11 protein-coding genes and 1 pseudogene are annotated in these 12560 nt (G+C 66.4%); 11 read left to right on the forward strand and 1 reads right to left on the reverse strand.

Annotated elements, in window-relative coordinates; genetic code table 11:
* The first annotated feature begins 119 nt into the window (after positions 1-119).
* The 9 genes from V9G04_07525 (at position 120) to arc (ending at position 11285) form a co-directional block, all read left to right on the forward strand.
* Positions 120-1130, forward strand: coding sequence for an ABC transporter permease (locus V9G04_07525; protein ID MEI2713140.1), 1011 nt, complete (start codon positions 120-122; stop codon positions 1128-1130).
* 6 nt (positions 1131-1136) lie between these two features.
* Positions 1137-2153, forward strand: a complete 1017-nt coding sequence (locus V9G04_07530; GenBank protein MEI2713141.1) for an ABC transporter permease — start codon at positions 1137-1139, stop codon at positions 2151-2153.
* A gap of 4 nt (positions 2154-2157) precedes the next feature.
* Positions 2158-3204 carry an ABC transporter ATP-binding protein gene (locus V9G04_07535; protein ID MEI2713142.1) on the forward strand — a complete coding sequence of 349 codons (1047 nt, stop codon included), beginning with the start codon at positions 2158-2160 and terminating at the stop codon, positions 3202-3204.
* Positions 3201-4316, forward strand: a complete 1116-nt coding sequence (locus tag V9G04_07540; GenBank protein MEI2713143.1) for an oligopeptide/dipeptide ABC transporter ATP-binding protein — start codon at positions 3201-3203, stop codon at positions 4314-4316. The genes V9G04_07535 and V9G04_07540 overlap by 4 nt, the downstream gene beginning before the upstream one ends.
* Positions 4317-4326: 10 nt before the next feature.
* Positions 4327-6099, forward strand: coding sequence for a glycoside hydrolase family 15 protein (locus V9G04_07545; GenBank protein MEI2713144.1), 1773 nt, complete (start codon positions 4327-4329; stop codon positions 6097-6099).
* 10 nt (positions 6100-6109) lie between these two features.
* Positions 6110-7252, forward strand: a complete 1143-nt coding sequence (locus V9G04_07550) for a M50 family metallopeptidase (protein ID MEI2713145.1) — start codon at positions 6110-6112, stop codon at positions 7250-7252.
* 9 nt (positions 7253-7261) lie between these two features.
* A complete protein-coding gene (locus V9G04_07555) occupies positions 7262-8209 on the forward strand; it encodes a tRNA (adenine-N1)-methyltransferase (protein MEI2713146.1) in 948 nt (315 codons plus the stop codon).
* Positions 8206-9378, forward strand: coding sequence for a glycoside hydrolase family 16 protein (locus V9G04_07560; protein MEI2713147.1), 1173 nt, complete (start codon positions 8206-8208; stop codon positions 9376-9378). The genes V9G04_07555 and V9G04_07560 overlap by 4 nt, the downstream gene beginning before the upstream one ends.
* 164 nt (positions 9379-9542) lie before the next feature.
* Positions 9543-11285 carry a proteasome ATPase gene (gene arc, locus V9G04_07565; protein ID MEI2713148.1) on the forward strand — a complete coding sequence of 581 codons (1743 nt, stop codon included), beginning with the start codon at positions 9543-9545 and terminating at the stop codon, positions 11283-11285.
* A gap of 38 nt (positions 11286-11323) precedes the next feature.
* On the opposite strand, the gene V9G04_07570 is transcribed toward arc, so the two are convergent.
* Positions 11324-11947, reverse strand: a complete 624-nt coding sequence (locus V9G04_07570) for a class I SAM-dependent methyltransferase (GenBank protein MEI2713149.1) — start codon at positions 11945-11947, stop codon at positions 11324-11326.
* Between the two features lie 152 nt (positions 11948-12099).
* Between V9G04_07570 and V9G04_07575 the strand changes: the two genes are divergently transcribed.
* Together V9G04_07575 and V9G04_07580 are read left to right on the forward strand one after the other, a co-directional pair.
* Positions 12100-12354 (forward strand): proteasome accessory factor PafA2 family protein, encoded by a 255-nt coding sequence (locus V9G04_07575; GenBank protein MEI2713150.1) that lies wholly within the window; start codon positions 12100-12102, stop codon positions 12352-12354.
* Positions 12351-12533, forward strand: a pseudogene (locus V9G04_07580) (proteasome accessory factor PafA2 family protein). The gene V9G04_07575 and the pseudogene V9G04_07580 overlap by 4 nt, the downstream one beginning before the upstream one ends.
* Positions 12534-12560 lie beyond the last annotated feature (27 nt).

Below are 12560 nucleotides of genomic sequence, written 5' to 3' on the forward strand. Positions count from 1 at the left end.
CGGGCGTACTGCCTGGCCGGGGCCTCGACCGCTATCCGAGGACTCGACTTCAGCTCGACCGCCGGCGGGGCTCGACCCTCTCGCCCACCAGTCCACCCGACCACCTTTGGGAGGTCCCGTTGTTGCGCTTCATCGTGCGCCGTCTGATCCAGATGGTGGGCGTGGTCTTCATCTTGTCGATCATGCTCTTTGCCTGGCTGCGCGCGCTTCCGGGCGGACCCGTGTCTGCCATCCTCGGCGAACGGCAGACACCTGAGACGCGCCGGGCCTTAGAAGAGGCGCTCGGTCTCGACCAGCCGATTCCGGTGCAGTACTGGCGCTTCCTGATGCGCGCACTCCAAGGCGACTTCGGTGTCTCCACCAAGGTGCTTCCGGGCCGGGACGCGATGGACATCTTCTTGATGCGCCTGCCGGCGACCATCGAACTCTCCGCCGTCGCGCTGTTCATTGCGATCGCCGTCGGCATCCCGTTGGGCTACTTCACCGCGAAGCGACGAGGGTCGTTCTTCGACACGGCCGGGGTGATCAGTTCCCTGGTCGGCGTCGCGGTCCCGGTCTTCTTCACGGCCTTCCTGCTCAAGTACTTCTTCGCGGTGCAATGGCATCTGCTCCCCGTGTCGGGACGCCAGTCGACCGGCATCGACGCGACCCGCGTCACCGGCTTCTTCATCCTCGACGGGATCCTCACTCAGGAGTGGGATGCCGCGTGGGACGCCTTCTTGCACGTGCTGCTCCCCGGGGTGGCGCTGGCCACTATCCCGTTCGCGGTGATCTTCCGGATCACTCGCGGCTCGGTGCTGGAGGTGCTCGACGAGGACTACGTACGCACCGCCGAGGCCAAGGGCCTCAAGAACCGGGTGATCCGGGGCCGACACATCCTGCGCAACGCGATGCTCCCGGTCGTCACCACCATCGGTCTCCAGGTCGGTGGCCTGCTCTCGGGCGCGGTGCTGACCGAGATCGTCTTCTCCTATCGAGGAGTCGGGGACGCGTTGGCGACAGCCTTCCGAGACAAGGACTACGCAGTGTTGCAAGTGTTGATCATGATGGCCGCGATGATCTACGTCGTGGTGAACCTGCTGGTCGACATTGCGTACGCCATCATCGATCCGCGCGTCAGGACGAGGTGAGCGCCCATGAATGACTCCGAGACGAGCGACCACAAGAACGAGCAGCGTGCGCAGTCAAGTGAAGGCGAGCAGGCGCCGGGGCGCCGTTCGTACGGACAAATTCGGCGCGACCGGATCGACGCCCTCGCCGCCGCCTCCGTGGGCGATGAGCCGGGCGTCTCCCTGTTCGCGACGGCCTGGCTGCGGCTGCGCCGCAACCCGGTGTTCCTGCTGGGCCTGGCCATCACGATCGCCTTCGTCGTGCTGGCCATCCTCTCGCCGTGGTTGGCGCCTTGGGATCCGGCGGCCCGGCCGTTGCTGGACAAGGTGCGTCCGCAAACCAACCCGGTGCCGGGTCCCGAAGCCGGTCATCTGCTGGGTGCCGATGACCGGGGACGCGATCTGCTCTCACGACTGCTTGTGGGCAGCCAACAGACGCTCATCGTCGGCGTCTTCGCCACGATCTTCGGCTTGATCGGAGGCGTCTCCCTGGGCACGCTGGCGGGCGCCTTCGGTGGCTGGGTGGACTCGGTAGTGATGCGTTTCGTGGACGTGTTGTTGTCGATCCCGTCACTGTTGCTGGCCTTCTCGATCGCGGCCATGGCCACGCGACCAAGCCAATGGACCGTCATCATCGCGATCGCGGTCGTCCAAGTGCCGATCTTCGCGCGACTGCTGCGCGGGTCGATGCTGCAACAGCGCGCCAGCGATCACGTGCTCGCGGCGCGCGCGTTGGGCGTACGTCAGACGGCAATCGTGTTCAGGCACATGCTCCCCAACGCGATGGGCCCTGTCATCGTGCAGGCGACGCTGGTGCTGGCGTACTCCATTATCGATGCTGCGGCGCTCTCATTCTTGGGGCTGGGCAACCCTGACGACCGTTCTCCCGAATGGGGCCAGATGTTGGGCAAGGCCCAGCCCTTTATCGCGGAGGCGCCGCACCTGGCGTTCTATCCCGCAGCCTGCATCATCGTGGTCGCTCTCGGCTTCACACTGATGGGCGAATCGCTGCGTGAAGCCCTCGATCCGAAGTCTCGGAGGTGACGACGTGACCGAAACGATGACGACCAGCGGTTCACGTACGAGTGACTCTCGCGCCCTGTTGTCCGTGCGCGATCTGCGGGTCAGTTTCAAGGGTCTGCGCGGCGACGAGTTCACGGCCGTCGACGGAGTGTCCTTCGACGTCGAACCCGGGCAGACGGTCGGGCTGGTGGGCGAGTCCGGTTGCGGCAAGTCCGTCACGTCCCTGGCGATCATGGGTCTGCTGCCCAAGCGTGGCAACACCGTGACCGGTCAGGCCCTCTTCGAGGGCACCGACCTGCTCTCGCTCTCGGATCGGGAGTTGCGTGATCGTCGCGGCCAGGACATCGCGATGATCTTCCAGGACCCGCTGTCGTCGTTGAACCCGGTCGTACCCATCGGCGTCCAGGTCACCGAGGTGATGGAACGCCACCGCGGCCTGTCTCGCAAGGAGGCGATGCCCGAAGCCGAGCATCTCCTCAACCGAGTCGGGATCCCGGACCCCCGCGCGCGTTTGAAGAACTACCCCCACCAGCTCAGCGGCGGCATGCGGCAGCGAGCGCTGATCGCGATGGCGCTTGCCTGTGCCCCGCGGCTGCTGATCGCCGACGAGCCGACCACAGCCCTCGACGTCACCATTCAGGCGCAGATCCTGGCCCTGCTGAAGGAACTCGTGATCGACACCGGCACCGCACTCGTGATGATCACCCACGACCTGGGAGTGGTGGCGGGTCTGTGCGACCAGGTCAACGTGTTGTACGCGGGCCGCATCGTCGAACGAGGGGATCGCCACGACCTCTTCCGCGAGCCACGCCACCCGTACACCGGAGGTCTGCTCGCCTCCATCCCACGGTTGGACGCACCACGTGGCGAGTCGCTGCACCCGATCCCGGGGTCGGTCAGCGACAACCTGCCCTGGACATCGGCATGCGCATTCGCTCCGCGGTGCTCCAGCGCGACCGAGATCTGCCGGGAGCAGACACCCCAGTGGGACGGCGACGACCGAACAGGCTTCCAGTGCTTCAACCCCCTCTCGGGCGCGACGGAGGCAAACGTCAAGGAGGGAGCACGATGACGGAGACCCTGCTCCAGGTGTCGGGTGTCAAGGTGCACTTCCCGATCAAGAGCGGACTGATCGTGGATCGCACCGTGGGGTACGTCTACGCCGTCGACGGAGTGGATCTGACCATCAACCGCGGTGAGACGTACGGACTCGTCGGCGAATCCGGCTGCGGCAAGTCGACGCTGGGCAAGGCGATCCTCAACCTGGAGACCCCCACCGACGGTGAGGTCGTCTTCGACGGGGTCGACATCGCCTCGCTGAAGGGAGAGGACCTGCGCAAGGCGCGACGCCGCTTCCAGATGGTGTTCCAGGATCCGCTGTCGAGTCTCGACCCGCGACAGACAGTCGAGTCCCTGCTCTTGGAGGGCATGAAGGCGCACGGTCTGACGAAAGACAAGCAGGCCACCAAGACCCGTCTTCGCGAACTGATGAGCTCTGTGGGTCTGCCGCCTGCTGCGCTGAGCAAATATCCTCACGAGTTCTCCGGTGGTCAGCGCCAGCGGGTCGGCATCGCACGAGCACTGTCGGTCAATCCCGATCTGATCGTGGCCGACGAGCCGGTCTCCGCCCTCGACGTGTCGGTGCAGGCCCAGGTGATCAACCTGCTCCAGGAGTTGCAGGAGGAGTTGGGCCTGACATTCCTCGTGGTCGCGCACGATCTGGCTGTCGTACGCCACATCAGCGATCGCGTCGGCGTGATGTATCTCGGGGGACTCGTCGAGGAGTCCGAAGCGGGGGAACTCCATGAAGTCCCGCTGCACCCCTACACCCGTGCCCTGATGAGCGCGGTGCCGGTGCCCGACCCGGATGTCGAGGACTCACGCGAACAGATTCTGCTCACCGGCGACCTGCCGTCGCCCTCGAAGCCACCGAGCGGGTGTCGCTTCCACACGCGTTGTCCCTGGCGGCAGGAGACTCGCTGCGACGACGAACGTCCCGAGTTGCGGGTCGTGGCGATCGAGGGTGCGTCTGAGGGTCATCGGGTCGCCTGCCATTGGGCCGAGCAGATCGCTTCGGGCGAGATCGCCCGGCACGAGGTCGATGCCCTGGAGGTGCTGAAGGAGAGCCAGGCCGGGCCTGAGGACGACGGCTCGGTCGAGACCCACGTCCCGCCGACCGTGTGAGACTGGCTGGATGAGCCGACCCATCGAGGACTACGCCGTTATCGGTGATCGGCACACGGCAGCGCTGATCGGCCGAGATGGTTCCGTCGACTGGCTCTGCCTGCCGCGCTTCGATTCCGGTGCCTGCTTCGCGGCGCTCCTCGGAACTCCCGAGCACGGCCGATGGCTCCTGGGGCCTGACCAGGATGCGACGACGACACGGCGCTATCTCGACGGCACCACGATCTTGGAGACCACGCACACCACGGACGAGGGAGTCGTGGTGGTGACGGACCTGATGCCGACCGGCGATCGGCGTGCCGATCTCGTACGCCGGGTTACTGGTGTCCGCGGCACGGTGCGGATGCGGCACGAATGGATCGTACGCACCGACTACGGCCGCGTCCGGCCCTGGATCTCGCGGCACGGGTCCGGGGACGACGAGGTCCTGGTCGCGATCGCAGGCCCCGATGCGCTCGTGCTGGCCGGCGACCGGCTGCCCGAGGACGTCAACCACCATCACGCCGACGTGTTCGAGGTGAACTCAGGGGAGACGCTGACCTTCAGCCTGACCTGGCTGCCTTCATGGGAGAAGGACCGCTCCAGCGCCGACTTCGACGAGGCGCTGGAGCGTACGCGGCGCGACGACACTGCCTGGCTGGGTGATCGGCTCGCCGACGTGCCCCAGGCGAACCTCGTACAACGCAGCATTCTCACGCTGCGTCTACTCACCCACGAGCAGAGTGGGGGCATCGTGGCGGCACCGACCACTTCGCTGCCCGAGGACTTCGGCGGCGAACGCAACTGGGACTATCGGTACTGCTGGCTACGAGACGCGGCCCTGACGATCGAAGCGATGGTCACCGCAGGGTTCCAGGAAGAGGCCGGCTTCTGGCGCGACTGGCTGATCCGCGCCGTCGCGGGCGATCCCGAGCGCATGCAGATCATGTACGCCGTCGACGGAGGTAGAAACCTTCCCGAGCGCGAACTCGAACATCTTCCGGGATACGCCGACTCCAGACCGGTGCGGATCGGCAACGCTGCCGTCGACCAGCGCCAGACCGACGTGCTCGGCGAGGTGATGGTCGCGCTCGACGTCGCGCGCGAGGCTGGGCTCAAGGACAACCAGGACTCGTGGGACCTGCAGCGCGTCCTGGTGGAGCGGCTGGCCGAGGAGTGGCACAAGCCTGATCACGGGTTGTGGGAGATCCGCGGTCCCGAACGGCACTTCACCCACTCCCGCGTGATGGTCTGGGCTGCGTTCGACAGGGCCGTACGCGGGGTCGAGGTGCACGGTTTCGAAGGTGATGCGACCCGGTGGAAGGCACTGCGCGACCAGGTGCGCGACGAGATCCTCTCGCACGGCGTGGATCGAGAACGGGGCTGCTTCACTCAGCACTACGACACCTTGGAGGTCGATGCTGCGCTGCTGAACATCCCGCTGGTCGGCTTCCTTCCAGGGGACGACCCACTCGTGACCGGCACGATCAGAGCCGTCGAAGAAGACTTGATGCAAGACGGTCTTCTGCTGCGTTATCGCACCTCGTCTGGGGTGGACGGCCTGGCGGGAGACGAGTACCCGTTCCTGGCCTGCTCCTTCTGGCTGGTCTCGGCGTACGCCGCCGCTGGCCGGGTCGAGGATGCGACCGAGCTCTTCGATCGGCTCTGCGCCCTGGCCAACGACATCGGCCTGCTATCGGAGGAGTACGACGTCCAAGGCGCCAGGATGGCCGGCAACTTCCCGCAGGCGTTCAGCCATCTGACGCTGGTGCAAGCGGCGTTGGCGCTGCACCGCGTCGGCTAGCCTGACGGTCGTGTCCGGTCCCGCGTCCGCCCAAGACCAGCGTCCCGTGGGGATGTTGCGGGTCGGCAGCTTCGCCGGGGCGCCGATCTATGTCGCCTCGTCGTGGTTTCTGATCGCCGGCCTGATCGCGGTCGTCGTGGCGCCACGCGTCGAGCAGGTTCAGCCGGGACTGGGCGCCTGGCGCTTCGTCGCCGGGTTCGCGTTCGCGGTGATCCTCTATCTCTCCGTACTGCTGCACGAGGCCTCCCACGCGGCGGTCGCCCAGCGGTTGGGCTACCCGGTCACCTCGATCACGCTCAACTTCCTGGGTGGCCTGACCGCGATCGAGGGGGAGAGCAGACGGCCCCGCCATGAGTTCTGGATCGCCGTTGTCGGACCACTGACCTCGATCGCGGTAGGGCTGGGCGCGGTCGCGCTCTGGTTCGTCACACCCGAGGGCCTGTTGCGGATGGCGGTCGAAGGCCTCGCCGGGGCCAATCTCGTGGTGGGTGCCCTCAACCTCGTGCCCGGGCTGCCTCTCGACGGAGGGCGCGTGCTGCGTGCCGGAGTCTGGGCCGCGACCGGCAACCAGCACACCGGCACCACCGCGGCCGGCTGGGGTGGTCGACTAGCCGCACTGCTCGTGCTGGCGTGGCCGCTGCTGCAGCAGGTGCTGTTCGATATCGAACCCACCTTCCTCGACTTCGTGATGGTGGCGGTGATCGGCATGTTCCTCTGGACCGGAGCCACCGCCGCGATGACCGGCGCAAGGCTGCGCGCCCGACTTCCTGCGCTCGTCGCCCGTGAACTGGCGCGGCCCGCACTCGCGGTGCCCGAGGATCTCTCGATCGCCGAAGCGGTACGGCGTGCGCAGGAGGCCCATGCCGGCAGCATCATCACCGTGGCCTCCTCGGGAGTCCCGACAGGGATCGTGAACGAATCGGCGGTCCTGGCCACCCCCGAGGAGCGACGCCCCTGGGTGGCGGTCTCCTCGGTGGCGCGGCGCACGGACGACACGCTGGTGTTGCCCGTCGATCTCTCCGGTGAGCCGCTGATCCGGGCGATGTCGGCCAACCCGGCAGAGGAGTATCTCCTGGTCGGACCCGAAGGCCGGATCTTCGGCGTACTGGCGACCGCCGACGTCGATCGGGCTTTCCGAGCCGAGCGGCACTAACCTGCCTGGGTGCCAGAGCCCGAAGACGTCCCCGCCGAAGCCTTCTCAGGCGTCCATCGCGGTCCACTGCGGGCCGGTGAATGGGTGCGCCTGACCGACCAGAAGGGCCGTCGGCACAACTTCGAACTGGTGCCCGGCAAGCGCTTCTTCTCCAGCCGTGGCCACCTCGAACACGACGATCTGATCGGGCGCGAGGAGGGCTTCGCGATCACCGCCAGTGCGGGAGGGCAATACCTGGTCTTTCGCCCCCTGCTCAGTGAATTCGTGGTGTCGATGCCGCGCGGCGCGGCGGTGATCTACCCCAAGGACAGCGCCCAGATCGTCGCGCTCGCCGACATCTATCCGGGTGCCCGCGTCGTCGAGGCCGGAGCCGGTTCGGGTGCGCTGAGTTGCTCGCTGCTCCGGGCTGTCGGACCCTACGGCCACGTCACGTCGTACGAACTGCGCGAGGAGTTCGCCGAGGTCGCGCGGCGCAACGTCTCCCGATTCTTCGGTGGCACCGAAGACCACCCGCATCCCAACTGGACGTTGCGCGATGGGGACCTGGCCGAGGGCCTCCGTACGCACGGTGAGCCTGCCGACCGGATCATCTTGGACATGCTGGCGCCCTGGGACTGTGTGGACGCCGTGGCCGACGCCCTCGTGCCCGGTGGCGTCGTGTGTGCCTACGTCGCGACCACGACCCAGTTGAGCCGCGTGGTGGAGACGCTGCGAGTTCACGGAGGATTCACCGAGCCGCACGCGTGGGAGTCCTTGGTCCGCGACTGGCACGTGGAAGGATTGGCCGTACGTCCCGGACATACCATGCAGGGACACACAGCGTTCCTGGTCACCGCCAGGAGGATGGCCCCGGGGGAGCGGCCGCCGCTCAAGAAGCGTCGCCCTGCACCCGGCGCCTACGGCCCGGACTACCTGGGGCCGCGACCGCCCGGTACAGCACTGGAGGAGATTGAATGACCCGCCTCGCTCGGCGTATCGCCGGAGCCCTGGCTCTCGGAATCCTGCCCCTGTCGGCTCTCGGCGCCACGGTTGCGACCGCAGATGCGACCGCGGGTGCCTCCTCCGCGCAGGCGGCGAAGCGGGCACCGTCGATCCATCTCAAAGCGCTGCCACCGATCGCCCAGGCCGGTGTTGCACCCGCAGCCTCATCACGGGGAAGCCTGATCTCGGCACGCTTCAAACCGTTGTCCACCGGCCAGGTAGCGACCTTGCAGACCTTGACCGCCGCGGGGACCTGGCAGACGGTGACCACCACCACCGTCGACGGCCTGGGGTACGCCAACTTCACCGGTGCGGCGAATGGTCACTACCGCGTCGTCGGGGCGGGGGCGGTGTCCAAGACCGTCAAGGCCAAGCTCAGGCGCCCCGCCTTCCGCGACGAGTTCTCCGGCACTCGCCTCAACGCCAGGAAGTGGGCGACCTACAACATCGGCTACAACAAGGGCGGGCTGCGCACCTGCGCCAAACCCGGAGCCGCGTACTCGGTCGCCGACGGCACGGTCCGGCTGGGCATCAGGAAGGACCCCCGAAAGCTGGGCAAGGTCTGTCGTTATCGCACCCGCAAGGGCATGGCGAACGCTCCATGGCTGCTGAACACCCAACTCACGACCGTGGGCAAGTTCGAGTTCAAGTACGGCGTGGTCGCCGCGCGCGTGAAGTTCCAGCCAGCCCGCGGCAGCCACGTCGGCACCTGGATCCAGTCACTGCGCTACCGCAAGCCCAACCGCCCGGCGACGGGGGTGGAACTCGACTACGGCGAATACTTCGGCCGTGGGGGCCAGGTCGACGCGCTGGGTGCCTTCCTCTACATGTCCGGGCCCAACATGCGCACGATGAAGCTCGGCGGTCTGATGCCGCGGACCAATCGGCTGATCCCGCCCGGTCACACCTGGTGGAACTCCTACCACGTCGTCTCAGCCGAATGGCGCAAGTCGGGCTACACCCTTCGCATCGACGGGCGAGTCTTCTGGAAGACGAAGAAGTGGGTCTCACGGTCCTGGCAGTACCTGGTCCTGAGCAACCTGTCGTCCGACTACGAACTCAAGTACCTGACTCCGCAGTCCTTCGCCGAGCCCGCGCACGTCGACTGGGTGCGGGTGTGGACCCGCAAGGCGTACGTGCGCTGACCCCGCCGCTGACCCCACCTCAGTGCTGCGCAAACTGTGCCGCCAGGGGGAGCGCTCCCACTGCCCGAGTCCACCAGGCGAAATCGTGATGTGACTCGGCGCTTCGTCCACTTCCGTGGTCGGTTTCGGCGGGTAGGGTCGAAATCATTGAGGAGGTGGTCTTGATGTCCACGTCACGAGACTCGGGCCGGACGCCCGAACAACTCACCGAGCAGGTGCGATTCCTGCAGGCCGAGATCTCCCAGTTGCGCCAGCGCCTCAGCGATGCGCCCGCACACAGCCGCGGACTGGAGTTGCGCTTGGCTGACACGCAGCGCTCCCTTGCCCAGGTGACCTCGCAGAACGAGCGGCTGGCGCAGACGCTGCGCGAAGCTCGCGACCAGATCACTCGCCTCAAGGAGGAGGTCGACCGGCTGGCTCAGCCACCGGCGGGGTTCGGCACGTTCTTGCAGCGCAACGACGATGACACGGTCGATGTCTTTACCGGAGGACGCAAACTCCGCGTGAGTGCGTCACCGGCGGTTCCGCTCGACTCGCTACGTCGCGGCCAGGAGGTCATGCTCAACGAAGCGCTGAACGTGGTCGCCGCGCTCGACTTCGAAGAGGTCGGGGAGGTGGTGATGTTCAAGGAGCTGCTCGCCGACGGCACGCGAGCCCTGGTCATCGCCAACGCCGACGAGGAGCGGGTCGTACGCCTGGCAGCGCCGCTGCGCGAGATCACGCTGCGTGCGGGCGACAGCCTGCTGATGGAGTCGCGCGCGGGCTATGCCTACGAGCGAGTCCCCAAATCCGAGGTGGAAGAACTGGTCCTCGAAGAGGTTCCGGACATCGAGTACGAGTCCATCGGCGGACTGATCTCCCAGATCGACCAGATCCGCGACGCGGTGGAGTTGCCCTACCTGCACCCCGAGTTGTTCTTGGAGCACAAACTCAAGCCCCCCAAGGGGGTCCTCCTCTATGGACCGCCCGGTTGCGGCAAGACGCTGATCGCCAAGGCCGTCGCGAACTCGCTGGCCAAGAAGGTCGCCGCGAAGACGGGCCAGGAGGGCAAGTCGTACTTCTTGAACATCAAGGGCCCCGAGTTGCTCAACAAGTACGTCGGGGAGACCGAGCGGCACATCCGACTGGTCTTCCAGCGCGCTCGCGAGAAGGCGTCGCACGGCACTCCGGTCATCGTCTTCTTCGATGAGATGGACTCCCTCTTCCGTACGCGCGGCTCGGGAGTCTCGTCGGACGTGGAGAACACCATCGTGCCCCAGTTGCTCAGCGAGATCGACGGCGTGGAGTTGCTGGAGAACGTGCTCGTGATCGGTGCATCGAACCGTGAGGACATGATCGATCCGGCGATCCTGCGCCCGGGCCGACTGGACGTGAAGATCAAGATCGAGCGCCCTGACGCGGAGTCGGCGCGCGACATCTTCAGCAAGTACCTCACCGCAGATCTGCCGTTGCACACCGACGACGTTTCCGAATTCGGGGGCGACAAGCAGGCCTGTGTCACCGGCATGATCCAGGCGACGGTCGAGCGGATGTATACCGAGTCCGACGACAACCGTTTCCTTGAGGTCACCTACGCGAACGGCGACAAGGAGGTCCTCTACTTCAAGGACTTCAACTCTGGTGCCATGATCCAGAACATCGTGGATCGGGCGAAGAAGATGGCGATCAAGGACTTCCTCGACCACGGCCAGCACGGCCTGCGTGTCCAACACATGCTGCAGGCGTGCCTGGACGAGTTCAAGGAGAACGAGGACCTGCCCAACACCACCAACCCCGACGACTGGGCGAGGATCTCGGGCAAGAAGGGTGAGCGCATCGTCTTCATTCGGACGTTGATCACCGGCAAGCAGGGCACCGAGCCCGGCCGCTCGATCGACACGATGTCCAACACGGGTCAGTACCTGTAGCGAACGGCCCCTCGTCAGTGAACGGCCCGCGGCGCTGATCAGGTGGCACGCGCAGCCCCGCGAGTCAGATAGGTCAGTGCTCGCCCAAGGCTCGGGCCGGCGAGATAGTGCTGCTGGATCGTCTCGATCACCAGGCCCGAGGCCTGAACCTGTGCTGGCACGTCGCGGGTGAGATGGCAGCCCCCCGCACACCGGCGCTGGAGGGGTTCGAGCCGCCGCTGCCAGCGGGCGACTCCCACCTCCGGGCTCAGGCCGTGTTCGAGAAAGGCGAAGACCCCGCCGGGCTTGAGCACGCGTACGACCTCACTCAACGCCCTCTCGATGTCGGGAATCGTGCACAGCGTGAACGTGGACAAGACACAGTCATAGGATCCCGACGCCTCGTCGAGACGCTGACCATCGAGGCCACGACGTTCCACGGGGATAGTGGCTCGGGCCCTACGGCGCTCGGACAGCGCCCAGCCGACGTCGGAGGGTTCGACCGCATGCACCGACTCGACAGCGTCGGGATACCAGCGCACATTGAGGCCCCCACCAAAGCCCAACTCGAGCACACGGCCGTACAGCGGCGCACAGGCCACCGCGCGCTCCTCGCCGACGTCGCGGCCCTTCAAAGCCGCGTCCGCAAGCCTGGGTACGACATGCTCGGTCCACCACGCCATGGCTCCAGTCCACCAGACTCCGGTTAGGTTCGGGGCATGAAATATCTCCTTCTTCTCGTGCTCTTCGTCGTCATCTTGTTCTTCGTCCTGCCCAAGTTGCGACGTTGAGGGGCGCCCCTGCCAGCCCTTCACGCGGGACATAGGCTCGCGTCATGACCGTGCGACGCGTGATGGGGACCGAGGTCGAGTACGGCATCTCGGTCCAGGGGCAGCCGCTGGCCAACCCGATGGTCGCGTCGTCGCACATCGTGAATGCGTACGCCAGCGCGACGGTGCACGCGCGGCGGGCACGGTGGGATTTCGAGGAGGAGTCGCCACTGCGCGACGCCCGCGGCTTCGACCTCGGTCGCGCAGGTACGCCGACCCGTCGCAACTCACCGACGAGGACCTCGGTCTGGCGAACGTGATCTTGACCAACGGCGCGCGGCTATACGTCGATCACGCGCACCCGGAGTACTCCACCCCCGAAGTCACGACGCCTCTCGACGTCGTGCGGTGGGACAAGGCGGGGGAGCAGGTGATGCTCGATGCCTCCCGATTCGCCGCTCAGACCAAGGGGGCCGCGCCGATCCTGCTCTACAAGAACAACACCGACAACAAGGGCGTCTCGTAC

Source organism: Nocardioides sp. (assembly GCA_037045645.1).
Classification (GTDB): domain Bacteria; phylum Actinomycetota; class Actinomycetes; order Propionibacteriales; family Nocardioidaceae; genus Nocardioides.

Bases quoted from the DNA above. Each gene is read 5' to 3' on its own strand.
- V9G04_07575 (MEI2713150.1), top strand. From the start codon at position 12,100: ATGACCGTGCGACGCGTGATGGGGACCGAGGTCGAGTACGGCATCTCG.
- V9G04_07540 (MEI2713143.1), top strand. From the start codon at position 3,201: ATGACGGAGACCCTGCTCCAGGTGTCGGGTGTCAAGGTGCACTTCCCG.
- V9G04_07545 (MEI2713144.1), top strand. From the start codon at position 4,327: ATGAGCCGACCCATCGAGGACTACGCCGTTATCGGTGATCGGCACACG.
- arc (MEI2713148.1), top strand. From the start codon at position 9,543: ATGTCCACGTCACGAGACTCGGGCCGGACGCCCGAACAACTCACCGAG.
- V9G04_07530 (MEI2713141.1), top strand. From the start codon at position 1,137: ATGAATGACTCCGAGACGAGCGACCACAAGAACGAGCAGCGTGCGCAG.
- V9G04_07560 (MEI2713147.1), top strand. From the start codon at position 8,206: ATGACCCGCCTCGCTCGGCGTATCGCCGGAGCCCTGGCTCTCGGAATC.
- V9G04_07570 (MEI2713149.1), bottom strand. From the start codon at position 11,947: ATGGCGTGGTGGACCGAGCATGTCGTACCCAGGCTTGCGGACGCGGCT.